We start from the raw sequence: 26,920 nt of genomic DNA, 5'->3' as shown, positions 1-26,920 counted from the left end.
ACTACCATAAGTCGCCCCGCTTGCCACATAGAATCGTTTGATCAACTTCAGCAATCGTTGGTCTTCGATCGCTCTGGCCGACATTGGCTTGTGCAACCAGGCATAAAAACCACTGAAATGCACTTTTAAAGAGCCGGCACATCGCTCGAATCGAAAACTCGCTACGATGATCACGGATAAAGGCGTACTTCACCCGTGGTCGTTGGCAAAGTACGCCGCGGCCTTTTTTAAAATATCTCGCTCTTCGGTAACGCGGCGCAGCTCTGCCTTGAGACGGGCGATCTCCGCCTGGTCATCAACCCTGTTTGTCTGCTGGGGACTCTTCTGCCCATAACGCTTCAGCCAGCTATACAAACTGTGCGTTGTCGTTCCCAGTCGCTCAGCTACTTCAGCAACAGAATATCCTCGTTCTGTTACCTGTTTTACAGCTTCGATTTTGAATTCTTCTGTGTACCGCTTGCTGCTCATAAACACCTCCAATAGCGTTACATTTTAACGCTATTAGGTGTCTAGCAAACCCTGGGAAGTCCAATCGCTTGTCATCAAATCGGTAGATTTAGAATTTTAGTCTTCTCTGGAGTTGATAAATACTTGGCTTTGGCTTGCAAATGAAAGCCATAGTCAATCACTTTGGCGAGCACTCTACCGACAGGGTGATGACTGTTTTGTTGAGCAATTCGTGTATACGAACAACTTACTGTAGGTCACTGAATTAACTAGCAGAAAATTGGTAGCGGGGGCAGGATTTGAACCTACGACCTTCGGGTTATGAGCCCGACGAGCTACCAAGCTGCTCCACCCCGCATCAGAGGCGCCGAATAATAGCTAGGTTGAGCGAATTTTACAAGGGGTAGCGCGAGAGGTTCGTTGGCTAGCTGAATGCGAGAATACAATAGACCATGAGCGTCGAAGGAAACATGCCCAACAGGATCAGGCTCAAGCTGTTTGCGCTCAGCAATAACCTGACATCCAGCGCCTCCTTGATCGTCGTGGTCTGCTCGGCCAGGGGCTTGTCGAAATACATGACCTTGATGATCCGCAGGTAGTAGAACAGGCCGATGACCGTGAACAATACCGCGAGCACGGCGAGCCAGATCATGTCCACCTCGACCACGGACTGCAGTATGGTCAGCTTGGCATAAAAGCCGACGGTCGGCGGGACGCCGGCCATCGAGAACATTGCGATTGCGAGTAACGCGGCGTACCACGGATTGCCATCGTTCAATCCCGACAGGTCGCTGATGTTTTCAGCCTCGAAGCCCTGCCGGTTCAACACCAGCAGTACACCAAAAGCCACCGCCGCGGTGAGCGCGTAGGTAATCGTATAAAACATCGCAGAGGAGTATCCGTTTGCGGTGGTCGCCAGTAATCCCAACAGGATGAAACCGACATGGGAAATGGTCGAGTACGCGAGCATGCGTTTGAAGTTGGTTTGCGCGATCGCAATGATATTGCCTACCGCCATCGATGCGATCGCGAGCGCCGTCAGCATTTGCGACCAGTCGACCTGCAAATCGCCGAGGCCATCGACCAGCAGACGGATCGCCATCGCAAAACCGGCAATCTTCGGTGCCGTGCCGATGAACAGCGTCACCGAAGTCGGCGATCCCTGGTAAATATCGGGCAGCCACATGTGGAATGGCACGGCGCCCAGCTTGAAAGACAGCCCGACCACGATAAACGTCAGCGCGAATCCGAGCGCAACCGGATGCACAGACATCTGGCTGTTCACCGCGGCCGAAAGCTGGTTGATGTCGAGCGTACCGGTGATACCGTAAAATATCGAGATGCCGTAGAGCAACAACCCGGATGCCATCGCGCCGAGCACGAAGTATTTCATCGCCGACTCGGATGCGCTCAGTGAATTTCGATTAAAGGCGATCATCGCGTACAGCGACAGCGACAGTAATTCGAGTCCGAGGTAAACCAGCAGGAACGAATGCGCCGAGATCATGACCATCATGCCCAGCGTCGCAAACAGGCCCAGCACGTAGTATTCGCCGCGGTAGATATCGTGATCGACGAGGTAGTCGCGCGAATAGACAAACACCAGGATGGTGATTGCACAGGTTGCAATTTTCAGCACCACGGCCAGCTGATCGAGCACGAAGGAACCACCGAAACTGCTGATCGACGTCGTCGGCGCAACCGCAATCACCGCGGCGATTGCCAGCACCAGCGTCGATACCGACAACAACAGCGTGAATCCCCGCTTTTCCTGTGGCAGGAACAAATCAACCACCAGCACCAGGCAGGTCATCGCGAGCATGACCATTTCGGGTAACGCGGGCATTAAATCAGGCTGTATGAACTCGGTGGTCATATCTTCGGATTCGCAATGTGATTAAGCAGGTTTTCGATGGTCGGGTGCATGACTTCGACCAGCGGATCCGGCCACAAGCCGAGACCCAGCACCGCCAGTGCCAGCAGTGCCAGAAAGAAGAATTCGCGTTTGTTTATATCCTCGAGAACGCGCACGTTCTCGTTGGCAATGTCACCGTAAATCACACGCTTTATCATCCACAGGGTATAGGCGGCGCCCAGGATCAGGGTCAGCGCCGCGAGAAACGCGATCCAGAAACTCGCCTTGAAGCTCGCCAGGATCACCATGAATTCGCCGACGAAACCCGAGGTACCGGGCAGACCGGCATTGGCCATCGCAAAAAACACCATGAACGCGGCAAATACTGGCATGGTGTTGGCGACCCCGCCGTAATCGGCGATTTGACGACTGTGCATGCGGTCATAGAGGACGCCGACACAGAGGAATAATGCACTGGATATGAATCCATGCGACACCATTTGCACCATCCCACCCTCGAGCGCGAGCGCAGCACCCTGGTCACCAAATCCGGAATCCAGGATTCGAAACACGATAAAAAATCCGAGCGTTACAAATCCCATGTGGGCGATCGACGAGTAGGCGATCAGTTTCTTCATGTCACGCTGCACCAGCGCGACGAAGCCGATGTAAACCACCGCGGTCAGCGACATGGTGATGATCAACCAGTCGAGTTCGGCACTCGCGTCAGGCGTGATCGGCAGGCTGAAACGCAGGAAGCCGTAGCCACCGATCTTCAACATGATAGCGGCCAGAATCACCGAGCCGCCGGTCGGCGCCTCCACGTGCGCATCCGGCAACCAGGTGTGCACCGGCCACATCGGCACCTTGACCGCGAAGGCGACCAGCATCGCCAGGAAAATCAGTACCTGCTCGTTGAGCGTTAGCCTGAGATAATGAAAATCAAAAATCGCGAAACTGCCGGTTTTGGTGTACATGTAAATCAGCGCCACCAGCATCAATACCGAGCCGATAAAGGTATACAGGAAGAATTTCAGGGTTGCGTAGATTCGGTTTGCACCACCCCAGATGCCAATGACGAGGAACATCGGGATCAGCATCGCTTCGAAGAAAATATAAAACAGGATCGAATCGAGCGCCGAAAAGGTGCCGATCATGAAACCTTCCATGATCAGAAAAGAGGCCATGTACTGCGACACGCGGTACTGGATTACTTCCCAGGCCGATATAACAACGATTACGGTGGAAAACGACGTCAGCAGGATCAACGGCATCGAGATGCCATCGATACCCACGTAATACTCGATATTGAACGCGTCGATCCACTCGTGCCGCTCAACGAATTGCATCAAATAGGTCGTGGTATTGAATTGCGTATACAACGGCACCGTCAGCAAAAAGGTAATAATCGACACCACCAGCGCGATCTTGCGCGCGCCTCCAGGATTGCTGTCACCGGCAAACAATACCAGGATGCCACCGAAAATCGGTGTCCAGATCACGAGGCTCAATAATGGCCAGTCAGCATACATAAGTTTAACGATTACCTTTATTCTTGTTCTGCTTTAACCCAACACAACCCATCCCAGCAGCAGGATTAGCCCCGAGATCATCGCAAACGCGTAATGGTTCAGGTAGCCCGTTTGCGTGTAGCGCACGACGCTCGAGATCCACCCCACCAGGCGCGCACTGCCATTGACGAAAAGCCCGTCGATCATCAACGCATCGCCGAGTCGCCACAGGACCTGTCCGATGCCCCGCGCACTTGCCGCAAACACGATTTCGTTGAAGCGGTCAAAGTAGTACTTGTTATCGAGGACGTTGTAGATCCAGCTCAGTCTATGCCTGAGGTTATCCGCCAGCTGCGGATTCTTCAGATAGATATACCAGGCGCTGCCTACCCCGGCAGCGGCCAGGTACACTGGCAGCCCGGCAAAACCGTGCAGCACGAAATTGGCAGGACCGTGAAAGGCCTCGGCCACGGCCGCCATTGCGCCGTGCTCCTCGAAGATGATGATTGCCTGGTCAAAGAATCCGCTGAACAGTACGGTATCGATCGTTAGCCAGCCGATGATCGCTGACGGGATCGCCAGCAAGATCAGCGGCACCGTGACCACGGCCGGAGTTTCGTGCAGGTGCTCGCGCGTATGCTCGTCCATGCGTTCCTTGCCGTGGAAAACCAGGAAGAACATGCGGAACGAGTAGAAGGCCGTGACGAACACGCCCAGCAGCACCGCGAGGTAGGCATAACCGGAGCCCCATACTTCTGAATTGTGGGTTGCGATCAGGATCGCGTCCTTGGAAAAGTAGCCCGAAGAACCCGGGAAACCGATCAGGGCGAGCGAACCGACCAGCGACACCCAGTAGGTGATCGGCATGTATTTCTTGAGCCCGCCCATCTTGCGAATATCCTGTTCGTGGTGCATGGCGATGATGACGGAACCTGCTGCGAGGAACAGCAACGCCTTGAAAAAGGCGTGCGTCATGAGGTGGAAAATCGCGGCCGAGTAAGCCGAGGCACCGAGCGCCACGGTCATGTAACCCAGCTGCGACAGCGTCGAATAGGCCACCACGCGCTTGATATCGTTTTGCACGATGCCGATCAGGCCCATGAAAAAAGCCGTGGTTGCACCGATGACGATCACGACCGACAGCGCCGTGCTCGAGAGTTCAAACAGCGGCGACATTCTCGCCACCATGAAAATGCCCGCGGTTACCATGGTCGCCGCGTGGATCAGCGCCGAAATCGGTGTCGGGCCTTCCATCGAATCGGGTAGCCACACGTGCAGCGGCACCTGCGCCGATTTACCCATCGCGCCGACAAACAGCAGGATGCAGGCGAGCGTGATAACCGACCAGTCCACATCCGGAATGACCTGCAGCGTTGCCGATACCAGTGCATCGGCGCGGTCGAATACCTCGTAGTAATCGAGCGAACCGGTAAACATCAGGATCACCGCGATGCCGAGTAAGAAGCCGAAATCGCCGACCCGGTTGACGAGGAAGGCCTTCAGGTTGGCGTAGATCGCGGTTTCGCGTTTGAACCAGAAACCGATCAGCAGGTAGGACACCAGCCCGACCGCTTCCCAGCCGAAAAACAGCTGCAGGAAATTGTTCGACATGACCAGCATCAGCATCGAAAAGGTGAACAGCGAAATGTAGCAAAAGAAGCGCTGGTATCCCGGATCGTCGTGCATGTAGCCAATCGTGTAGATATGCACCATGAGCGAGACACCGGTGACGACGGCGATCATCAGGGCGGTCAGGCCATCGATCAGGAAACCGACCTCGAAGCGGATACCATCGCTGATCATCCAGGTATATACCGACTGGTTATAAATGGGTGCACCATCGAAGGCGACATCCTTGAGCACGATCAACGACAGAATAAACGATACCGTAACCCCGATGATGGTCACGCAGTGCGCCCCCGAACGACCGATTTGCTTGCCGAAGAATCCGGCAATCAGCGCGCCCGCCAGTGATGCCAGCGGGATCGCGAGGTAAACCAGGTCCATACTCACCACTTCAGCTCCTTGATATCTTCAACGTTAATCGAGCGCTTGTTACGGAACAGGACCACGAGGATGGCGAGGCCGATGGCCGCTTCTGCCGCGGCAACGGTCAGGATAAAGAACACGAAGACCTGGCCGGCGAGATCGTCCAGGTAATGCGAAAACGCGAGGAAGTTCAGGTTAACCGACAGCAGCATCAACTCGATCGACATCAGCAGGATGATAATATTCTTGCGATTGATGACGATGCCCGCGATCGAGATGCTGAATAGCACCGCAGCGAGAATCAGGTAATGGCTTAAGGTTACCGTCATCATTGCTCTTCACTCGACGGCATGTCAACGATACGCAGGCGGTCGGCCTTGCGCACCTTGATTTGCTCGGAGGGACTCTGGTACTTGGTTTGCGCGCGCTTGCGCATGGTCAACGCGATGGCTGCAATAATCGCGACCAGTAGAATCACCGCGGCGATTTCAAACGCAAACACGTACTCGGTGTAGAGCACACCGCCGAGGGCCTTGGTATTGCTGTAATCTACAGGTTTGGGCAATGGTTCCGAGCCTGCCTCGAGCACGAAAACATCGCTGGTGACGACACTCAGCATCATCAGCAACATGATTACCGCCACGGCCAGGCCGAGCGGCAGGTAACGCACGAAGCCCTCGCGCAGACGGGCGATATTGATATCGAGCATCATGACGACGAAGATGAACAGCACCATGACCGCGCCGACATAAACCAGCACCAGGCTGATCGCGAGGAACTCGGCCTCGAGCGTCATCCAGATGACCGCGCTGGTAAAAAATGTCAGCACCAGCGACAGCGTCGCATGCACCGGGTTTTTGACGGTCACGACCGCGCAGGCGCTAATGACCGTGGCGACGGCAAAAACATAGAATATGACGGTTTCTATCATCGTTATTTAGCGGTAAGGCGCGTCGGCCGAACGGTCCGCGGCAAGCTGTGCCTCGTAACGATCGCCGATCTCCAGCAACTTTTCCTTGGTCATAATATTCTCGCCGCGGTTTTCGAAGTGATACTCGAAAATATTGGTTTCGACGATCGAATCCACCGGGCAGGCTTCTTCGCAGAAGCCGCAATAAATGCACTTGAACAAGTCGATATCGTAGCGCGTGGTGCGACGGGTTCCGTCCTCGCGCTGCTCCGATTCGATTGTAATCGCGAGCGCCGGACACACTGCCTCGCAGAGTTTGCAGGCGATGCAGCGTTCTTCACCGTTGGCATAGCGGCGCAACGCATGCAGGCCGCGAAAACGCGGACTGATCGGCGTTTTTTCTTCCGGGTATTGAACCGTTATTTTCTTACGGAAAAAATAACGGCCGGTCACGTTCATCCCCTTCAACAGCTCGAGGAAGAGAAAACTTTTCAGGTAATAATTTATTTTCGCAAACATAGGCTTAAGCAAACCATGGGCCGATTTTGAAATAGACCGCAACACCCTCGACCGCCAACCAGAAAATCGTTACCGGCAACAGCACTTTCCAGCCGAGGCGCATGATCTGATCGTAACGGTAGCGCGGGAAGGTCGCGCGGAACCACAGGAACAGCAGCATGAAAACAGCGGTCTTGCCAAACAGCCAGCCGATGCCATCACCGGCCAGTGTCGGCACGGGACTCAACCAGCCACCGAAGAACATCAACGCGCACAACATCGCGATCAGTATCATGTTCGCGTACTCGGCGAGGAAAAAGACCGCGAATGTCATACCCGAGTATTCGACATGGAATCCGGCAACGATTTCGGATTCGCCCTCGGCCACATCGAAGGGTGCCCGGTTGGTTTCGGCAACACCCGAAATCAGGTATACGAAGAATAAAGGCAGCAGCGGAATAAAGAACCAGTTGCCGATACCGCCCGCCTGCTTGTTGACGATCTCGCCGAGGTTGAGACTCCCGCCCACCATCAGTACGCCAACCAACGCGAAACCCATCGCGATTTCATAGGCCACGATCTGCGCCGCCGAGCGCATTGCACCCAGCAGGGCATACTTGGAGTTCGACGCCCAGCCGGCAATGATGACGCCATAGACACCGACCGAGGTCATCGCGAGTATATACAGGAGGCCGGCGTTGATGTTGCTGAATACCAGCGTGTCGTTGAACGGGATAACCGCCCAGGCCGCCATTGCCGGGGCAAAGGTAATGACCGGCGCAATAATGAACAAGTAGCGATTGGAATTGGTCGGGATGATGATTTCCTTGAACATCAGCTTGAACATATCGGCGAAGGGCTGGAACAGGCCTTTCGGGCCGACCCGGTTTGGTCCCCTGCGAATCTGCATGTAGCCGATGACCTTGCGTTCGGCGAGCGTGTAATAAGCCACCACGATGAACAATGGCAGCAGGATCGCTAACGCCTTGACGCCGCTGTAAATCGTGTACTGCACGTACTCGTGTAACCATTCCCAGATCGATATCAGGAAATCCATCACGAAACCCTTTCCAGGGATATCTTGCCGTAGACACCGGAGAGATGCTTGACCGCGTCGATCCCGCTCGGAACATAGACGCAACCGGCCGGTATGCCTTCATCAATACGCAAAGGCAACACCGCCGTGCCCTTGCCCTGCTTGACCTGGACCTCGTTGCTGTCAATTAGCCTGGTATCCTGTGCCTGTTGCCGATTCATTATCACTGCGCATTGTGCTTTCATCAGTGGCGTTGCCTGCAGGGCTTGTGACTGCCGCGTCAGTTCATCACTGGCGTAAATCGGTGTCATACCGATTTTCTGGATGGTACCCTTGTCTTGCGGTAGTTCCTTGAGGCCTGATTCAATGCCGCAGATATTGCTCAACGCGACATCACTGCACAATCCCCGCAGTTCATCCCTGACCGCGACCGAGTCCAGGTAATCGAATTCTCCCGGCTTCAGCACCTGCCCCAGCGCCGTCAGGATTTTCCAGCCCTGGCGACTTTCACCCCTGGCATGCGCGCAACCGTTAAAGCTCTGCCAGAGACCTTCGACATTGACGAAACTGCCCGAGGTTTCGACCGTGATTGCCAACGGCAGCACCAGGTCGGCCTGGTGCTGGATATAATCGTTATCAAAACTGCTGATCGCAATGATGCTTTCATTATTATCGGAAAGTGCCGCCACCGACTGGGTATCGAGTAGCGGGTTAACCCCGAGTGTCATCAGAACCTTGTGCTTCGCGCTCAGGATATCAGCGGCGTGTTCGCCGGTCTGCTCTGACACGATACCGGCCGCGACCCGATGTGGGGTAGCCCCGGCGAGACAGGCACCCGCGCTATTTGCCGATATTGACAGGTAACCCAGGGTTGCATCGCTCATGCTGGTGATTGCTTCACAGATTTCCTGCAGTAACGACAGATAAGGATTCGATAAAGCCTGGATACCGACGATCACTGCCGCATTCCCGGCTTCTGCAAGCGAGCGGGCGATGGCCTGGTGCTGCGACGAGGGCTCGCAGCCATGCACGAAAGTCGCAAGGTGACCCGACAGTGGCCGGCCGCCGATTTCGGAGAGCGCAACTGCGACTGCGGCAAGGTCATGGATCAGTCCGGCAGCCGATCCGACCATTTCGGAGTGCATCGCAAAGTTGTATTGATCGCCGATGTGCCCGATCGACGACACGCTGGCGCTATTGTTCAGCACCGCCTTGCGCAGACGGTGCGACAGCAGTGGCTGCTCGTAACGCAGGTTGCCGGCCACGATCAATGCCGCGTCCAGTATTTCAACCGATTCCAGCGAACGTCCCAGCCAGGGCATGATCGGCGCGCTGTGCTGGCACGAGAAATCAACCTGCATGAGCCGGTGATCGATATTGTTCGATCCGAGGCCACGGGTCAGTTTTTGCGCCAGGTAATGCTCTTCCAGCGTCGCCTGCGGACTGACCAGCGTGGCAATATTGCCATCGGCGCCGGAGAGCATTTCCGTGGCCGCAATGAGCGCGGATTCCCAGTCAACGGGTTTGAGCTCCCCGCCGTCACGCAACATCGGTTGTGTAATGCGATGTTCCGACTTGACCGCGGTATAACTGAAGCGGTCACGATCCGAAATCCAGGATTGATTAATCGATTCGTTCTCGCGCGGCACCACCCGGATCACTTCGCTGCCGCGGGTATGCACGTAGGTATTGCTGCCGATGCAATCATGCGCCGACACTGATGCATGCTGGGTCAGTTCCCAGGGTCGCGCGGTATAGCGCGACGGTTTCGCGGTCAATGCACCCACTGGGCACACGTCGATCACGTTGCCGGAGAGTTCAGACACGATCGCTTTTTCGATATAGGTGCCAATCTCCATGTATTCACCACGTCCGGTCGCCCCGAGTTCGGGCATACCGGCAATTTCATCGCCGAAACGCACGCAGCGGGTGCAGTGAATGCAGCGCGTAAAATCGGTTGCAATCAGGGGCCCGATATTCTTGTCCATGACGACGCGTTTCTGCTCGGTGTATTTGGATACACCTTCACCGAATCCCATTGCGACATCCTGCAATTCACACTCGCCACCCTGGTCACAAATCGGGCAATCGAGCGGATGGTTGATCAGCAGGAATTCCATCGTCGACTTTTGTGCGGCCAGGGCTTTCCGGGACCTCGTTTCCACGACCATGCCATCCATGCACTGGGTGGCGCAGGCCGGCATCGGTTTCGGGGCACGCTCTATTTCCACCAGGCACATGCGGCAATTGGCTGCTACCGACAAATGCTTGTGATAACAAAAGCGTGGAATCACGATATCGTTTTCATCGGCCACGTCGATCAGCAGGCGTCCCGCCTGGGTTTCAATCTGCCGGCCATTTATCGTGACGGTTATGTTATCGCTCATCGCTAATCATCCGGATCAGGCTGCATTGTCGATAATCGAGCGTTTGTGCTCGACGTAGTATTCAAATTCATGGCGGAAATGCTTGATGAAACTCCACACCGGCATCGCCGCGGCATCGCCGAGCGCACAGATCGTGCGGCCCTCGATCTTGTGTGAAACTTCCTCCAGCTGCTCGATATCCTCGGGTCGACCCTTGCCGTCGACAATCCGGGTCAGCATGCGATAAAGCCATCCGGTGCCTTCCCGGCACGGGGTGCATTGACCACAGGATTCTGAAAAATAAAACCGCGAAATACGCCGCAGTGCGACTACCATATCGGTCGTTTCATCCATGACGATGACCGCGCCCGAGCCCAGCATCGAACCCGCCTTGGCGATCGAATCGTAGTCCATCGTGCACTCCATCATGACGTCACCCGGCAACACCGGTACCGAGGAACCGCCCGGAATCACCGCTTTCAGTTTACGACCATTACGAATCCCGCCCGCCATTTCCAGCAGGTCCTTAAAGGGGGTGCCCATCGAGATTTCGAAGTTCCCCGGTTTGTTCAAATGGCCGGACATCGAAAAGCATTTGACCCCGCCGTTATTGGGAATACCGAGATCGGCAAACCATTGCGAACCGTTTCGGATTATGGACGGAGCCGAGGCCAGCGATTCGGTGTTATTAATTGTCGTGGGTTTGCCATAGAGCCCGTAGTTGGCGGGAAACGGGGGCTTGTAACGTGGCTGGCCTTTTTTGCCTTCGAGTGATTCCAGCAATGCGGTTTCCTCGCCACAGATGTAGGCACCCGCGCCAAGCGCCGGGTAGAGATCGAAATCAACTCCGCTGCCAAGTATGTTCCTGCCGAGGTAACCCGCTTCGTAGGCTTCCCTGACCGCGGTTTCAAAGCGTTGTGCGGGTTCATCCATGAATTCGCCGCGCATGTAGTTGTATCCGACCGTGGCGCCGATCGCGTAGCCGCAGATTGCCATGCCTTCGACCAGAGCATGCGGATTAAAGCGCAGGATATCGCGATCCTTGCAGGTGCCCGGTTCCGATTCATCGGAGTTGCAGACGACGTATTTCTGTCCAGGCGCGTTGCGCGGCATGAAGCTCCACTTCAAGCCGGTCGGAAAACCGGCCCCCCCGCGACCGCGCAGGCCCGATGCCTTGACTTCCTCGATGACGTCGTCGGCTGACATGCCACCGACCAGGATTTTTTTAAGTGCCTCGTAACCCCCTACTTTTAAATAGGTTTCCATCGACCATGGCTGGTCGTATTGGAGGGTTGCGTAGCAGACTTCGTTAGCCATTGTTACTCCAGCGCATCCAGGATTTCATCGACTTTTTCCGGGGTCAGGTCGACGTGATAAACGTGATCAACCTGCATCATCGGACCACCCGAACAGGCAGCCAGGCATTCTTCCTCGCACTTCAGGTAGATGCGCCCGTCCTCGGTACTCTCCCCGATCCTGATGCCGAGCTTGTTTTCGACATGCTCAACAATGCTGTCCGAGCCCATTAACATGCAGGAAATGTTGGTACAGATCGCAACGTTATGACGGGCTACCGGTTTGGTTTCATACATCGAGTAAAAAGATGCCACTTCGTAGACGTGGATCGGCGATAACTCCAGGTACTCGGCCACCGCATCCATCAGGTCGGTGGTTAAAAAACCTCCGTTCTGATGCTGCGCGGCGGAGAGCGCCTGCAACACGCCCGAGCGTTTGTGTTCGGGCGGAAACCGGGCCACACAGTGATCGATCTCCGCGCGCGTGTGATCGTTCAACAGATCGAGCTTCGATATAGTTTCAATGGCCATTATCGGTCGATCTCCCCGAACACGATATCCTGGGTTCCGATAATTGCGACCACGTCGGCCAGCATGTGTCCCTGCGCCATCTCGTTCATACTGGACAGGTGGGCGAAGCCAGGCGCACGGATCTTGAGGCGATAGGGCTTGTTGGCCCCGTCCGAAATCAGATAAACGCCAAACTCACCCTTGGGGTGTTCGATGCTGGTGTAAACCTCACCCTCGGGCAGGGTATAGCCCTCGGTAAAAAGCTTGAAGTGGTGGATCAGGCCTTCCATGTCAGCCTTCAGTAGTTCACGACGCGGCGGTGCCACCTTGTGATTATCGGTCATTACGCTTCCCGGGTTGGCGCGCAGCCACTCGATGCATTGCCTGATAATACGATTTGACTGGCGCATCTCCTCGACGCGCACCAGGTAGCGATCATAGCAATCCCCGTTGGTGCCGACCGGTATATCGAAGTCCATACGATGGTATACCTCGTAAGGCTGTTTCTTGCGCAGATCCCATTCGACCCCCGAGCCGCGCAGCATCGGGCCAGTAAACCCGAGCTGGTAGGCACGCTCTTCACTCACGACGCCAATGCCTACGGTACGTTGTTTCCAGATTCGATTGTCAGTCAACAGGGTTTCGTATTCGTCGACATAGCCTGGAAACCGGCCCGCGAAATCCTCGGCGAAATCGAGCAGACTACCCTGTCGATTTTCATTCAGGCGTCCGGCTTCCTTACTGCTGCGCCAGCGACTCTCCAGGTATTGCGGCATTGCGTCGGGCAGATCGCGGGCAACACCGCCGGGGCGATAATAAGTTGCATGCATGCGCGCGCCGGACACAGCCTCGTACATATCCATCAGGTCTTCGCGCTCGCGAAAAGCGTACAGGAACATGGTCATTGCGCCGACATCGAGGGCATGCGTACCGATCCACATCAGGTGATTCAAAATACGTGTTATTTCATCAAACATAACCCGGATGTAGCGCGCGCGTTCCGGTATCTCGAGGCCGAGTAATTTCTCTATCGCGAGTACGTATCCATGTTCGTTACACATCATGGATACGTAATCAAGGCGGTCCATGTAGCCAATGGTTTGATTATATGGTTTGGTTTCGGCGAGTTTTTCGGTGGCACGATGCAACAAACCGATATGCGGATCGGCACGTTCGATGACTTCACCATCCATTTCCAGAACCAGGCGCAATACCCCGTGGGCCGCGGGATGCTGGGGACCGAAATTGAGCGTGTAGTTCTTGATTTCAGGCATCGTCCTGTGCCTCTTCCGGTGCGTCGATGATGTAGCGATGATCATCGCGTTTAACGCGCGGCACCAGCACCCGCGCTTCGATGGTTACCGGTTCATAAACCACGCGTCCGCGTTCCGGGTCGTAACGCATTTCCACGTGCCCGACCATCGGAAAATCCTTGCGAAACGGGTGACCAACAAAGCCATAGTCGGTAAGGATGCGACGTAAATCGGGATGGTCACTAAACAGGATACCGAATAAATCGAAAGCCTCGCGTTCATACCAGTCAGCCGATGCCCAGATTTCAGTCACGGTAGGGACCACCGGGAAGTCGTCGTCGGGGGCGAATACACGCACCCGCAAGCGTCGGTTGTGGACATAGGACAGCAAGTGATAAACCGCGGCGAAGCGCCTGCCCTGTGTTGTCATTGACTCGAGTTCATCGCCGAACTGCAGGTGACCGGATGACGCGGCGGCGACACCGCGACTAAAACCCGAGCGACTGGCATCCTCGGTGATCCATTCGAAGCGACCAAACTGGGAGTAATCGACACCACAGACATCGACTAACTGCTTAAATTGAAACTGGGGATCATCACGCAGTTCAGTGGCGACGGCGACAAGGTTTTCGGTAGCAACTTCAACGGTAACCTCGTTGTGGGCGACCGTCACCGAGTCGAGTCTCTCGGCAAACGCCGCTTGCAGCGCGTCAGCCAGTTGCTGTTTCGGATTCGGCATACTAGCGCGCTATCGTATTGGTGCGCTTGATTTTGTTTTGCAGCTGTATAATGCCATACAGCAGCGCCTCTGCGGTCGGCGGGCAGCCGGGCACATAGACATCAACCGGGACTACCCGGTCACAGCCGCGCACCACCGAGTACGAATAATGATAGTAACCGCCGCCATTGGCGCAGGAACCCATCGAGATCACCCAGCGAGGTTCCGCCATCTGGTCATAGACTTTGCGCAGCGCCGGAGCCATCTTGTTGACCAGGGTTCCAGCCACGATCATGACATCTGACTGGCGGGGGCTCGGCCGGAATATAATGCCAAACCGATCCAGGTCATAACGCGCCGCCCCGGCCTGCATCATTTCGACCGCGCAGCAGGCGAGGCCGAAGGTCATCGGCCACATCGAACCGGTCCGGGCCCAGTTGATTAATTTATCGGCCGAGGTGGTAACAAAGCCCTGTTCAAATACGCCTTCTATTCCCATTCGAGTGCTCCCTTCTTCCACTCGTAGACGAATCCGACAACCAGAACCGTCAAGAAAATTGCCATCGCTACGAGGCCAAATGTCCCAATTTGGTCCAGCACGATAGCCCACGGAAACAGGAAGGCAATTTCGAGATCAAAAATGATAAACAGGATCGCAACCAGGTAGTAACGCACGTCGAATTTCATGCGGCTGTCCTCGAAAGCCTCGAAGCCACACTCATAGGGAGAATTTTTTTCCGCATCCGGGCGCGAGGGGCCCAGCAGTTTGCCCAGAATAATGAAAACAGTCCCCATTACGAGCGTAATCGACATGAAAATCAGGATGGGTAGATAATTACCTAGCATGATTCGAATACTGCCCCCCGGAAGCCTGCAAAACTAAAGCGAGGGGTCAGTCTATTGTGGCCCTTATATAGTGTCAAGAAATCTCCAAACGGCTCCCTGTAACGCTCTCGTATCGTTAAAAAACCCGGCTCCGGGCAGGCCCGGAACCAGGTTTTCAATCGCATCGTTTCGTTCCCGTTTTGGTTCGATCGAAGCTTAAGTATGGTGCCGATGGCCGGAGTCGAACCGGCACAGCTTTCGCCACTACCCCCTCAAGATAGCGTGTCTACCAATTCCACCACATCGGCTTTGCCCCACCCTACTCGGCCGGGGGTAAATCTGATTGCTGGACGCTATCGCCTTGCGGCTCGACTGGCGGTAATTCGTCAGCTCCCTGCGCGGGCACAACCATCGACTCCTGCGTAGTAACGCTACCGGTAACGCCATCAGGTATCTCGCGGTTGGTCGTAACATAGGCAAGCGCAAGGCAAACGCAAAAAAACAGGATCGCAACGGCGGTCGTGGCCCTGCTTAAAAAATTGCCAGAACCGCGTGCACCAAAAACGGTCGCCGAGGCACCACTGCCAAAGGCTGCACCCGCATCGGCGCCCTTGCCATGCTGTATCAGGATAAGCGCGATCAGGGAAATCGACAATAACACCTGTGCGATCAGTAAAATGCTGTTAATGTTTTCCATAATATGTCCTAGGCTGATTGTGCGATGGCCAGAAAATCATCGGCTTTTAACGACGCCCCGCCGATTAATCCACCATCAATATCCGGCTGTGACAATAAATCAGCCGCATTCGCAGGATTCATACTGCCACCGTATAAAATCTGCACTCGTTGAGCTATTTCAGCATCATTTGCGGCAAGCTTGCCGCGAATAAACGCGTGTACCGCCTGCGCCTTATCGGGCGATGCAACCAGCCCGGTTCCAATCGCCCACACCGGTTCATAGGCAATTACGGCACGCCCGAAACCAGCAATTCCGCACAGATCGAGAACCGCATCGATCTGCTTTGCGACGATGGCTTCGGTGACTCCCTGCTCATGCTCATACAGGGTTTCACCGATACAGAGAATCGGGCTCAGGCCGGCACTGACTGCCAACGCAAATCTTGCGGCTACCAGCTGATCCGATTCCAGGTAATGCGATCGCCTTTCCGAATGACCGACAATCGCATAACGACAGCCACATTCTTTTAGCATACTTGCCGAAATTTCCCCAGTATAGGCACCCTGTTCCTGGTCGCAGACATTCTGCGCACCGAGTGAAATTTTGGTGTCAGCCAGCATGCCGCCAACCTTCATCAAAAACACAGCCGGCGGACAAACCACCAGTTCGGCTTTACCCGGATTTCCGGCCTTAATCCCTTCAACCAGGTCGATCACGGACTGCAGATCGCCGTTCATTTTCCAGTTGCCAGCAATGAGGCTAGAACGCATGTTTGATACCGGTTTTTAAAGGCGGCAAAGAGTACTCACCTCGGCCGAATAAATCAATCCGCAAATCGGGATTTAATCTATTTCAAGTGCTATTTTCCCTGGTTTTGCGCGGCTTCCTTGACTGCCTCAGCCAGTATGGCCGCTATCTTTTCAACCTCGGCCTGATCCTGACCTTCCACCATAACCCGAATCAACGGTTCGGTGCCGGAGGCACGCAACAGCACTCTGCCCGAATCACCCAACGCAGATTCGGCAGATTTGAGAGCATCCTGTATCAGTGCCGAGTTTTCCAGGTCGAGCGTCTTCGAGATCGGCACGTTAATCATGGTTTGCGGATAAATCTCCATATCGCTGCAGGCTTCGGTAAGCGTCTGCCCACTGTTGACCAGTCCGTCGAGGACCTGCAGCGCGGCGATGATGCCGTCTCCCGTTGTCGTCTTATCCAGGCAAATCAGGTGGCCGGAGGATTCACCACCCAGGCACCAGCCGTGCTCAACCAGCTTCTCCAGCACGTAACGATCACCGACGGCGGCACGCTCAAATGGAATATTCTGGGCTTTAAGTGCGTGTTCACAGCCGAGATTAGTCATCAGGGTACCGACCACGCCACCCTCGAGCTCTCCGTTAACCAGTTTGTTCTTGGCAATGGTGTAAAGTAGCTGATCGCCGTTTTTCACATCACCGCGTGCATCCATCATCATCACACGGTCGCCGTCGCCATCGAAGGCAATGCCCAGGTCGGCCTGGTTTTCAAGCACGTGCGCACGCATGTTCTCAGCGTACAGTGCACCAACGTCCTGGTTTATATTCATGCCGTTGGGGCTGGTACCCAGTTCGATCACGTCGGCACCCAGTTCACGAAAAACCGTCGGCGCAATATGATAGGTAGCACCGTTGGCACAGTCGACCACGAGTTTCATGCCGCGCAATGACCTGTGAAAAGCGATCGAGCTTTTACAAAACTCAATATAGCGTCCCTTGGCATCCTCCATCCGGGTGGCCTTGCCAATCTGCTCCGGCTCGACCATTGTCAGTTCCTGGTCCAGCAAGGCCTCGATTTCCTGCTCGACCGAATCCGGCAGCTTGAAGCCGTCCGCGTTGAAGAACTTGACGCCGTCATCGTGATACGGGTTATGCGACGCACTGATTACGATTCCGGCACTGGCACGCTGCGACTGGGTGATATAGGCAATTGCAGGGGTGGGCATGGGACCGAGTAACAGGACATCGAGTCCGGCTGCAGCAAGACCCGCTTCCAGTGCAGACTCGAACATGTACCCGGAAATCCGGGTGTCCTTACCGATAACAACCTGCCCTCGGCTCGACTGCGACAGAACCTTGCCTGCCGCCCAGCCGAGTTTCATGATGAAATCGACGGTCATCGGCACCTGACCGACCCGACCGCGAATACCATCAGTTCCAAAGTACTTTCGACTCACGTTGCCACCTGCCCCAGGGCTTTAACCATCTTGATTGCATCCACCGTCTCGGCCACATCATGCACGCGCAGGATATCGGCGCCCAGCATTGCCGCCATAACCGCGGTCGACAGACTGCCGTATAGACGCTGGTCAACCGGCTTGTCCAGTATCGTACCGATCATGCGCTTGCGAGATAATCCTGCCAGCACGGGAACCCCCAGTTGTTTAAATTCGAATAATGATTTCAATAGCAGCAGATTATGCTCGATGGTTTTACCAAATCCAAATCCTGGATCGATAATAATGTGTTCGAGCGCAATCCCGGCATCGAGTGCGGCATCGATTCGCGCCTTGAGAAATTCTTTTACCTCTCCGACAACGTCAGCGTAAGTGGGGTCTTGCTGCATTGTCGCCGGCGATCCCTGCATATGCATTAAAATCACCGGCACCTTCAAATCTGCCGCAACCTGCAAGGAATCCTCGAGTTGTAAAGCCCAGATACTATTGATCATGGTTGCGCCGGCTGTTACCGAAGCCTGCATGACACCCGGCTTGCTGGTGTCGATGGAAATCGGTATGTCGGACATCTCCCGAATTGCTTCGATTAATGGAATGGTGCGTTCGAGCTCTTCATCCAGGCCCACCTGGCGGGATCCGGGCCGGGTGGATTCACCCCCGATATCAAGGATATCAGCGCCCTCGGAAATCAATCGTTGGGCATGCTTCAGGGCCTTTTGGATCGTGTTAAATTTTCCACCATCCGAAAACGAATCGGGGGTTGCGTTAACAACCCCCATAATTTGCAGATTACTGGAAATTGACAGCTGCGCCATCGAACCGGGCGATTCTCAGCCCATACTCGCTAGTGCAACTTGGCGGGATCTAAATCAGGATCTTCGCCGGTACTGGCGGTTCCCGTGGGTTCATCCGGTGTCGGGCCGGTCTCGTCGTCGGACCAGTCCGCGGGAGGACCCGGTTCCCTGCCTTCCATGATCGCGTCAATTTGACCGGAATCGATGGTTTCGTATTTCATCAACGCATCCGCCATCTTGTGCAGTTTGTCCTCCTCTTTAGTGAGGATGTCATGCGCACGCTGATAGTTACGATCGATGATCGCGCGAATCTCGGAGTCGATCGCCTGTGCGGTTTCGTCGGATACCGTTTTCTGCTTGCCGTAGGTCTTGCCAAGGAATACTTCACCCTCTTCTTCGCTATAGGTCAACGGACCCATACGATCTGACAGACCCCACTGCGTAACCATGCTACGGGCGATACCAGTCGCACGCTCGATATCGTTGGAAGCCCCGGTCGTCACGGCTTCGGTACCAAAGATCAGCTGTTCCGCGATGCGCCCGCCAAACAGGCTGGATAACTGGCTTTCGAGGTGACGCTTGCTATAGCTGTAGCGATCTTCTTCGGGCAGGAACATGGTTACCCCGAGTGCCCGCCCTCTTGGAATGATACTCACCTTGTATACCGGATCGTGTTCCGGCACCAGGCGTCCGACGATCGCGTGACCGGCTTCGTGATAGGCCGTTAACTTCTTTTCCTCGTCCTTCATGATCATCGACTTACGTTCCGCACCCATCATGATCTTGTCCTTGGCGCGTTCGAATTCCGCCATCGTCACCATCTTTTTATTGGCACGTGCGGCAAACAGTGCGGCTTCGTTGACCAGGTTGGCCAGATCGGCACCGGAGAAACCCGGTGTTCCGCGCGCGATTACCATCGGGTCGACGTTCTCGGCCGCCGGCACCTTGCGCATGTGTACCTTGAGGATCAGCGAGCGGCCACGCACGTCGGGCAGGGGCACTACCACCTGGCGATCGAAGCGTCCGGGTCGCAACAGGGCGGGATCAAGCACGTCGGGACGATTGGTCGCCGCGATAACGATGACGCCCTCGTTACCTTCGAATCCGTCCATTTCGACCAGCAACTGGTTCAATGTCTGCTCGCGTTCGTCGTGCCCACCACCCAGACCGGCGCCTCTATGTCGTCCAACCGCATCGATCTCATCGATAAAAATGATACAGGGCGCATGCTTCTTGGCCTGGTCGAACATATCGCGTACCCGCGACGCACCGACACCGACAAACATTTCAACAAAGTCGGAACCTGAAATCGTGAAAAAGGGTACCTTGGCTTCGCCCGCGATCGCCTTGGCCAGTAAGGTTTTACCCGTGCCGGGAGAACCAACCATCAGGACGCCGCGCGGTATTTTGCCGCCCAGTTTCTGGAACTTGGAAGGATCGCGCAGAAATTCGACCAGTTCCGCAACCTCTTCCTTGGCCTCGTCGACGCCGGCCACGTCATTAAAGCTGATATTGATCTGGTCTTCACCCAGCAGGCGTGCCTTGCTCTTGCCAAAGGACATCGCACCGCGGCCACTGCCACCGCCCTGCATCTGGCGCATGAAAAATATCCACAGCCCGATCAGGACGATAAACGGAAACCAGCTGATGAACATGTGTCCCAGTAGCGAGGGTGGCTCCGGCGGTTTACCGAGGATGGAGACATTGGCACGCTCGAGATCACCAATCAGGGCACTGTTGTTGGTTTCCGGGCTGTAAGTCGTGAACGGGGTACCGGAATTCATTTTGCCGGTAATATTCTGCCCTTCGATGGTAACTTCGCGTACCTGGCCCTGCTTGACCTGGGTCAGAAAATCCGAGTAGATCAACGTCTGCGAGCTACTGGTACGCTCGCCGAAACTGTGGAATACCGACAGCAACACGACCGCGATGACAACCCACAATACCAAATTCTTAACTACATCATTCACTATTACACCTGTATTGGCTTCTTACTAATGCCTTATCCGGTTCATTATTACTGCTATTACTAACAGATTCTAGCGCATTTTCCCTGCGCCGACCTACCTAAGACCATGACAAACGGCATAAATTTCATTCGATCGCGACCGCGACGAATCGGGCTTACGCAGCTTGACTGATTCAAACGTCGCGCGTAACCGCGCTACTAGATCATCAAATCCAGCGCCCTGGAACAGTTTACTGACGAAAATACCGTCAGGGCTTAACCATTCACGTGCCAGGTCAAATGCCAGTTCAGCCAGGTGGATCGATTTCGGCTGGTCTACAGACTCCATACCGCTTAAGTTGGGGGCCATATCCGATAATACAAGATCAAATTGACGCCCACCAGTTAACGCCAGCAATCGATCCAGCGTCTCCTGTAATGTGAAATCTCCCTGTATTACTTCAACCCCGGCAATGGGCTCTATCGGCAATAAATCGAGCGCTATGATCCTGCCCTCGTCACTTACGATACGGCTCGCGTACTCACTCCAGCCACCCGGCGCCGCACCAAGATCGAGCACAAACTGCCCGCGTTTCAGGACATGATCTTTTTGCTGAATCTGTTCAAGCTTGAATACTGCACGCGAACGATATCCCTGCTCGCGTGCTTTCAGCACGTAGGCATCGCGATGATGTTCCTGTAACCAGCGTTTACTCGATTTCGATCGGGACATAACCTGCCTGTTGCTGTGATACCATGCGCGCCTTCGGGCTCGGAGTCAGTGGCATCATGGAATTAACCAGGGGACAAATCAAGCGCCTGCGCACGGAGGGCCATCGGCTAAAGTTAAAACCGGTCGTAATCATTGGGCAAAAAGGCCTGAGCGAGAATCTGCACCAGGAACTGGAAGTCGCCCTGACTCACCACGAACTGATAAAATTGCGCATCCCGGCGTTCGACAAGGCGGGGAAACGTGGACTCAGCCAGTCGCTTTGCGAACGACACCAGGCACAGCTGGTTGAACACATCGGCAATGTCATCGTCATTTATCGACGCAATAAAGAAACCGATCGCTTTGCTCCACTGCTTGGCAGCTGATACTACTTGTACTCCACACCGGTAATGACATATTCCCGGGTGCCGGCAGGCGCCTCGACAACCACGTCATCGCCCTCTTCCTTGCCAATCAATGCGCGCGCTATCGGCGAGCTGATGGCGATTCGGTTTTCATTTATATCGGCCTCGATATCACCCACGATCTGGTAAGCAACTTCGGACTCTGTTTCCGCATCGACCAGGGTTACGCTACATCCGAACACCACGCGACCCGTCTGTTTCAGTGTTGTGATATCGATGATCTGCGCGTTTGACAGTGCTGCTTCCAGCTCGGCGATACGCCCCTCGGTAAAACTCTGCTCCTCACGCGCGGCGTGATACTCGGCATTTTCCTTGAGGTCACCATGCTCCCTGGCGGTCGCAATCGCCTCGATCACGGCCGGTCGCTTGACGGACTTCAGTTCCCTGAGCTCCAGTTTAAGCCTCTCTGCACCGGCAGCGGTTAGCGGAATTTGATTCATTAATTTACACCTGGTGTAAAGATTGTAAGCAGTATACTTCTTGTATTTCTCGATGCGACATCGCAATGCTAGTAGCCCTGCCCCCTGCCATGGTAGTCGTATAACACACCGAATGCATGAGTGCTTCCCGACGAATCGTATAGGAATCCGCAATCGCCGCGCGACCCTCGGTGGTGTTGACGATCAACACGATTTCGTCATTCTTGATCATGTCGACGATATGCGGACGTCCTTCCTTGACCTTGTTGACGTGTTGACACGCGATCCCACCCGCGCGAATAACCTTCGCGGTGCCACCGGTTGCAACCAGGTTAAATCCCTGGTTATGCAGCTCTTGCGCTAGTTCCACGATCGCTTTCTTATCGGTTTCGCGCACGCTCAGGAACGCGGTACCCGGGCTAGGTACTTTGCCGCCCGATGCGATCATTGCCTTGGCAAAGGCTTCGGCGAAACTGCGCCCGATACCCATGACCTCACCCGTTGATTTCATTTCCGGGCCGAGGATGGGATCAACCCCCTGAAACTTGGTGAACGGAAATACCGACTCCTTGACCGATACAAAATCCGGTACCACCTGCACGGTTTTACCCTGTTGCTCCAGGCTCTGTCCGACCATGCAACGCGCCGCTACCTTGGCAAGCGGGATGCCGGTCGCTTTCGATACGAACGGCACCGTGCGCGAAGCACGGGGATTAACCTCGAGGATATAAACCTCGTCATCCTTGATCGCAAACTGCGTATTCATCAGTCCGACCACGTTGAGTGCTCGCGCCATGGCGCCGACCTGTTCGCACAGACGCTGCTGGATTTCATCGGAAAGCGTATAGGGTGGCAGCGAGCAGGCTGAATCACCCGAGTGCACGCCGGCCTGTTCGATGTGCTCCATCAGTCCGCCGATCAGTATGTTTTCACCATCGCAAATCGCATCGACATCGACTTCAACCGCCTCATCGAGAAAGCGATCCAGCAGCACCGGTGAATCGCGGTTGACTTTAACAGCCTCCTGCATGTATCGCGCCAGATCGTCCTGGTCGTAGACAATCTCCATCGCCCTGCCACCGAGAACGTAGGAAGGACGTACCACCAGCGGAAAGCCGACCTTATCAGCCAGCTGTGCGGCCGACTCGACATCGAAAGCGATGCGGTTAGGAGGCTGCAACAACCCGAGGTCCTGGATCATTTTCTGGAAACGCTCACGATCCTCGGCAAGGTCAATTGAATCGGGGGTGGTACCGATAATCGGCACCCCGGCCGCCTCCAGCGAGCGCGCCAGGTTCAGCGGCGTCTGCCCACCGAACTGGACGATAACGCCCGTCGGTTTTTCCAGATCAATAATTTCGAGCACATCCTCGTAGGTCAAGGGCTCAAAGTAAAGCCGATCCGAGGTGTCGTAGTCGGTTGATACGGTTTCCGGATTACAGTTGATCATGATGGTTTCGTAGCCATCCTCGCGCATTGCCAGCGCCGCGTGCACGCAACAGTAATCGAACTCGATGCCCTGCCCGATTCGATTCGGCCCGCCCCCAAGCACGACGATCTTTTCACGATCGCTCGGTTCTGCCTCGCACTCTTCATCGTAACTCGAATAGAGGTAGGCCGTGCTTGATGCAAACTCGGCGGCACAGGTGTCGACTCGCTTGTAAACTGGCCTGATATCCAGTGCCCTGCGCTGCGCTGCAAAACTCGTCTCATCGGTCTTCAATAAAGTCGCCAGGCGCCGGTCCGAGAAACCCTTGCGTTTAAGCCTGCGGATTTCGTAAGCACTCAAATCTTCCGTGCTACGTCCGTCGAGATCTTTTTCGATTTGCACCAGTTCTTCAATTTGCACCAGGAACCAGGGATCAATCGCGGTATGCTCGAATACCTGCTCGAGACTGTATCCGGAACGAAAAGCATCCGCGACATACCAGATTCGACGCGCGCCCGGCAGGCGCAGTTCGGTGCGATACAAATCCTCGAGTTCATCCGGGTCCTGTTGCTGATCGACGATCTCGTCGAGACCATGCACGCCCGTTTCCAGTCCCCGCAACGCTTTCTGAAAGGACTCCTGGAAATTACGACCAATCGCCATGACCTCGCCAACCGATTTCATCTGGGTCGACAGCCGGTTATCGGCCTGCGGGAATTTTTCAAAGGTAAACCGCGGAATCTTGGTGACCACGTAGTCGATACTGGGCTCAAACGAGGCCGGGGTTGCACCGCCGGTTATATCATTCTGAAGCTCGTCCAGCGTATAGCCAACCGCGAGCTTGGCCGCAATCTTGGCAATCGGGAACCCAGTGGCCTTGGAAGCCAGAGCCGACGAACGCGACACCCGGGGATTCATCTCGATGATAATCATTTCGCCGTTTTCGGGATTGATCGCGAACTGCACGTTGGAGCCGCCGGTTTCAACCCCGATCTTGCGCAATACCGCGAGTGACGCGTTGCGCATGATCTGGTATTCCTTGTCGGTCAGGGTTTGCGCCGGTGCCACGGTTATCGAATCACCGGTGTGCACGCCCATCGGGTCGAGATTCTCGATCGAGCAGATAATGATGCAATTGTCATTTTTATCGCGCACTACCTCCATCTCGAATTCCTTCCAGCCAAGCACCGATGCCTCTATCAACACCTCGCTGGTCGGTGAAAGATCCAGTCCGCGCCGTATTATGTCTTCAAATTCCTCGCGGTTATACGCGATTCCGCCACCGCTGCCGCCCATCGTGAAAGACGGTCTGATAATGACCGGGAACCCGATCTGGGACTGACCCTGCCAGGCCTCTTCGAGGCTGTGTGCAATAAACGCCTTGGGGGTCTTGAGCCCGATTTCGGTCATGGCCTTGCGAAACTGCTCGCGGTCTTCTGCCATATCGATCGCTTCGCGCGTGGCGCCAATCATTTGCACACCGTACTTTTGCAATACCCCCTCGCGCACCAGGTCGAGTGCGCAATTGAGCGCGGTCTGACCACCCATGGTCGGCAACAGGGCATCGGGACGCTCCCTGGCAATAATTTTCTCAACCGCATGCCAGTTAATCGGCTCGATATAGACAGCGTCGGCAGAGTTCGGATCGGTCATGATCGTCGCAGGATTCGAATTGATCAGGATGACGCGAAAACCCTCTTCCTTGAGCGCCTTGCAGGCCTGCGCCCCCGAGTAGTCAAACTCGCAGGCCTGGCCGATGACGATCGGTCCGGCGCCGATGATCATGACCGACTCGATGTCTTGACGCCGTGGCATCAGCTCACCCCTGCGCCGGTTTTATGCGCGACAATCAAATCTAAGAAGCGATCGAACATCGGTGCTACATCGTGCGGCCCGGGACTTGCCTCGGGATGCCCCTGGAAGCTGAATGCCGGTTTGTCGGTTCGCTCTACCGCCTGCAGGCTGCCATCAAACAGGGATCGATGCGTCGCCTTTAGGCACTTAGGCAGACTGGTTTCATCAACCGCGAAACCATGGTTTTGACTGGTGATCATCACCACGCCGGTCGCCAGGTCCTGCACCGGGTGGTTCGCCCCGTGATGCCCGAACTTCATCTTGACTGTTCTGGCACCGCTCGCCAGCGCGAGCAATTGATGACCCAGGCAGATACCAAACACCGGCAGGTCGGCCTGTAAAATCCGGTCGATGGCCTCGATGGCATAGTCACAGGGTTCCGGATCTCCCGGCCCGTTCGACAGGAATACCCCGTCAGGCTGCATTGCCAGTACCTCGTCGGCCGGGGTTTTGGCCGCGACGACGGTAACGCGTGCACCCCGACTCGCGAGCATGCACAGGATATTTTTCTTGATCCCGTAATCGTAGGCAACCACGTGGTAAGGCGTATCGGGATTCTCGCCATACCCGGCACCGATGGACCAGGTCGATTGGGTCCAGGTGTAAGTTTCCGCAGTCGTGACCACCTTGGCCAGATCACAACCCGCGAGACCGCCGAAGGCCCGGGCCGCTTCGACCGCCGCGGCCTCGGTTACCCGGTCGCCGGCCATAATCGCACCCGACTGGGCACCCTTGTCGCGCAGCAGTCGCGTCAATTTGCGGGTATCAATATCGGATATAGCGATGACTTCGCGGGATTCGAGGTAATCCTGCAGGCTGTGCTGGCTGCGCCAGTTACTTGCCAGCAACGGCAGGTCGCGAATGATCAGGCCGCTCGCATGAATCCGGGACGCTTCTTCATCTTCGTCATTGACACCGGTATTACCGATATGGGGATAAGTCAGGGTTATGAGTTGCTGGCAATAGGAGGGATCGGTCAAAATTTCCTGATATCCAGTCATCGCGGTGTTGAATACCACTTCACCGGCTGATGTTCCATCAGCGCCGATCGACCTGCCCTTAAAGATGGTTCCATCCTCTAAGGCTAGTATTGCGGGTTTGTGCACAAAATCTCCAGTCTCAAAAAAATGCGCGCGCGCAAAAATGGGATGAACCAGAGGTTCGTCCCATCTAAGAATTCACCATGCATTAATACCGCGGGTGCAGCATCTTCTTGAACGCAAATTGTATGCTTAATG

The 26,920-nt window shown here is 55.2% G+C and carries 24 protein-coding genes, 2 tRNA genes and 1 pseudogene; 1 reads left to right on the top strand and 26 read right to left on the bottom strand.

The genetic code is table 11. From position 1 onward, the window contains the following. From OES20_11635 to rlmE, 23 genes and pseudogenes are all read right to left on the bottom strand, one after another. Positions 1–468: pseudogene (locus tag OES20_11635) on the bottom strand (transposase). A gap of 260 nt (positions 469–728) precedes the next feature. Continuing rightward, positions 729–805 (bottom strand) — tRNA-Met (locus OES20_11630). A gap of 66 nt (positions 806–871) precedes the next feature. Next, on the bottom strand, positions 872–2,323 hold the full coding sequence (gene nuoN / locus OES20_11625) for an NADH-quinone oxidoreductase subunit NuoN (GenBank protein MDH3635344.1): 1,452 nt from the start codon (positions 2,321–2,323) through the stop codon (positions 872–874). Continuing rightward, entirely contained in the window at positions 2,320–3,834 is a 1,515-nt protein-coding gene (locus tag OES20_11620; protein ID MDH3635343.1) for an NADH-quinone oxidoreductase subunit M, read from the bottom strand. The genes nuoN and OES20_11620 overlap by 4 nt, the downstream gene beginning before the upstream one ends. 33 nt (positions 3,835–3,867) lie before the next feature. Beyond that, complete coding sequence (gene nuoL / locus OES20_11615) at positions 3,868–5,820, bottom strand: NADH-quinone oxidoreductase subunit L (protein ID MDH3635342.1); 1,953 nt, start codon at positions 5,818–5,820, stop codon at positions 3,868–3,870. 2 nt (positions 5,821–5,822) lie between these two features. Continuing rightward, the gene (gene nuoK / locus OES20_11610; GenBank protein MDH3635341.1) at positions 5,823–6,131 is read right to left on the bottom strand and encodes an NADH-quinone oxidoreductase subunit NuoK; all 309 of its coding nucleotides are present in this window, start codon (positions 6,129–6,131) and stop codon (positions 5,823–5,825) included. Further along, positions 6,131–6,733, bottom strand: coding sequence for an NADH-quinone oxidoreductase subunit J (locus tag OES20_11605; GenBank protein ID MDH3635340.1), 603 nt, complete (start codon positions 6,731–6,733; stop codon positions 6,131–6,133). The genes nuoK and OES20_11605 overlap by 1 nt, the downstream gene beginning before the upstream one ends. Positions 6,734–6,739: 6 nt before the next feature. Further along, positions 6,740–7,231 (bottom strand): NADH-quinone oxidoreductase subunit NuoI, encoded by a 492-nt coding sequence (nuoI, locus tag OES20_11600; GenBank protein ID MDH3635339.1) that lies wholly within the window; start codon positions 7,229–7,231, stop codon positions 6,740–6,742. A gap of 4 nt (positions 7,232–7,235) precedes the next feature. Then, the gene (gene nuoH / locus OES20_11595; protein ID MDH3635338.1) at positions 7,236–8,270 is read right to left on the bottom strand and encodes an NADH-quinone oxidoreductase subunit NuoH; all 1,035 of its coding nucleotides are present in this window, start codon (positions 8,268–8,270) and stop codon (positions 7,236–7,238) included. Further along, positions 8,267–10,633 (bottom strand): NADH-quinone oxidoreductase subunit NuoG, encoded by a 2,367-nt coding sequence (gene nuoG / locus OES20_11590; protein MDH3635337.1) that lies wholly within the window; start codon positions 10,631–10,633, stop codon positions 8,267–8,269. The genes nuoH and nuoG overlap by 4 nt, the downstream gene beginning before the upstream one ends. A gap of 15 nt (positions 10,634–10,648) precedes the next feature. Further along, positions 10,649–11,929 carry an NADH-quinone oxidoreductase subunit NuoF gene (gene nuoF / locus OES20_11585; protein ID MDH3635336.1) on the bottom strand — a complete coding sequence of 427 codons (1,281 nt, stop codon included), beginning with the start codon at positions 11,927–11,929 and terminating at the stop codon, positions 10,649–10,651. Between the two features lie 2 nt (positions 11,930–11,931). Further along, positions 11,932–12,438 (bottom strand): NADH-quinone oxidoreductase subunit NuoE, encoded by a 507-nt coding sequence (gene nuoE, locus OES20_11580; protein MDH3635335.1) that lies wholly within the window; start codon positions 12,436–12,438, stop codon positions 11,932–11,934. After that, positions 12,438–13,691 (bottom strand): NADH-quinone oxidoreductase subunit D, encoded by a 1,254-nt coding sequence (locus tag OES20_11575; protein MDH3635334.1) that lies wholly within the window; start codon positions 13,689–13,691, stop codon positions 12,438–12,440. Before OES20_11575 ends, nuoE begins: the two co-directional genes overlap by 1 nt. Beyond that, positions 13,684–14,409, bottom strand: a complete 726-nt coding sequence (locus tag OES20_11570; protein ID MDH3635333.1) for an NADH-quinone oxidoreductase subunit C — start codon at positions 14,407–14,409, stop codon at positions 13,684–13,686. The genes OES20_11575 and OES20_11570 overlap by 8 nt, the downstream gene beginning before the upstream one ends. Before the next feature lies 1 nt (position 14,410). Further along, positions 14,411–14,887 (bottom strand): NADH-quinone oxidoreductase subunit B, encoded by a 477-nt coding sequence (locus tag OES20_11565; protein MDH3635332.1) that lies wholly within the window; start codon positions 14,885–14,887, stop codon positions 14,411–14,413. Further along, entirely contained in the window at positions 14,878–15,234 is a 357-nt protein-coding gene (locus tag OES20_11560) for an NADH-quinone oxidoreductase subunit A (GenBank protein ID MDH3635331.1), read from the bottom strand. Before OES20_11560 ends, OES20_11565 begins: the two co-directional genes overlap by 10 nt. 202 nt (positions 15,235–15,436) lie before the next feature. Further along, positions 15,437–15,521, bottom strand: a tRNA-Leu gene (locus tag OES20_11555). Between the two features lie 11 nt (positions 15,522–15,532). Next, a complete protein-coding gene (gene secG, locus OES20_11550) occupies positions 15,533–15,910 on the bottom strand; it encodes a preprotein translocase subunit SecG (protein ID MDH3635330.1) in 378 nt (125 codons plus the stop codon). Positions 15,911–15,918: 8 nt separating this feature from the next. Continuing rightward, positions 15,919–16,662 carry a triose-phosphate isomerase gene (gene tpiA, locus OES20_11545; GenBank protein MDH3635329.1) on the bottom strand — a complete coding sequence of 248 codons (744 nt, stop codon included), beginning with the start codon at positions 16,660–16,662 and terminating at the stop codon, positions 15,919–15,921. An 89-nt stretch (positions 16,663–16,751) separates the two neighbouring features. After that, the gene (gene glmM / locus OES20_11540) at positions 16,752–18,101 is read right to left on the bottom strand and encodes a phosphoglucosamine mutase (GenBank protein ID MDH3635328.1); all 1,350 of its coding nucleotides are present in this window, start codon (positions 18,099–18,101) and stop codon (positions 16,752–16,754) included. Next, complete coding sequence (folP, locus tag OES20_11535; GenBank protein MDH3635327.1) at positions 18,098–18,916, bottom strand: dihydropteroate synthase; 819 nt, start codon at positions 18,914–18,916, stop codon at positions 18,098–18,100. Before folP ends, glmM begins: the two co-directional genes overlap by 4 nt. 29 nt (positions 18,917–18,945) lie before the next feature. Continuing rightward, positions 18,946–20,865, bottom strand: coding sequence for an ATP-dependent zinc metalloprotease FtsH (gene ftsH, locus OES20_11530; protein MDH3635326.1), 1,920 nt, complete (start codon positions 20,863–20,865; stop codon positions 18,946–18,948). A gap of 93 nt (positions 20,866–20,958) precedes the next feature. Beyond that, entirely contained in the window at positions 20,959–21,576 is a 618-nt protein-coding gene (rlmE, locus tag OES20_11525) for a 23S rRNA (uridine(2552)-2'-O)-methyltransferase RlmE (GenBank protein ID MDH3635325.1), read from the bottom strand. A gap of 56 nt (positions 21,577–21,632) precedes the next feature. Between rlmE and OES20_11520 the strand changes: the two genes are divergently transcribed. Then, the gene (locus tag OES20_11520) at positions 21,633–21,941 is read left to right on the top strand and encodes a YhbY family RNA-binding protein (GenBank protein ID MDH3635324.1); all 309 of its coding nucleotides are present in this window, start codon (positions 21,633–21,635) and stop codon (positions 21,939–21,941) included. 2 nt (positions 21,942–21,943) lie between these two features. On the opposite strand, the gene greA is transcribed toward OES20_11520, so the two are convergent. The 3 genes from greA to carA are packed head-to-tail and all read right to left on the bottom strand — an operon-like array spanning position 21,944 to position 26,788. Next, complete coding sequence (gene greA, locus OES20_11515; protein MDH3635323.1) at positions 21,944–22,420, bottom strand: transcription elongation factor GreA; 477 nt, start codon at positions 22,418–22,420, stop codon at positions 21,944–21,946. Positions 22,421–22,424: 4 nt separating this feature from the next. After that, positions 22,425–25,643: a carbamoyl-phosphate synthase large subunit gene (gene carB, locus OES20_11510; protein ID MDH3635322.1), complete on the bottom strand. Its 3,219-nt coding sequence runs from the start codon at positions 25,641–25,643 to the stop codon at positions 22,425–22,427. After that, entirely contained in the window at positions 25,643–26,788 is a 1,146-nt protein-coding gene (carA, locus tag OES20_11505) for a glutamine-hydrolyzing carbamoyl-phosphate synthase small subunit (GenBank protein MDH3635321.1), read from the bottom strand. The genes carB and carA overlap by 1 nt, the downstream gene beginning before the upstream one ends. Between the last annotated feature and the right edge of the window lie 132 nt (positions 26,789–26,920).

This window comes from Gammaproteobacteria bacterium (assembly GCA_029862005.1).
GTDB lineage: Bacteria > Pseudomonadota > Gammaproteobacteria.
Note: the sequence above shows the minus strand (reverse complement) of the source record. Positions and strands in the feature narration are given on the sequence as shown.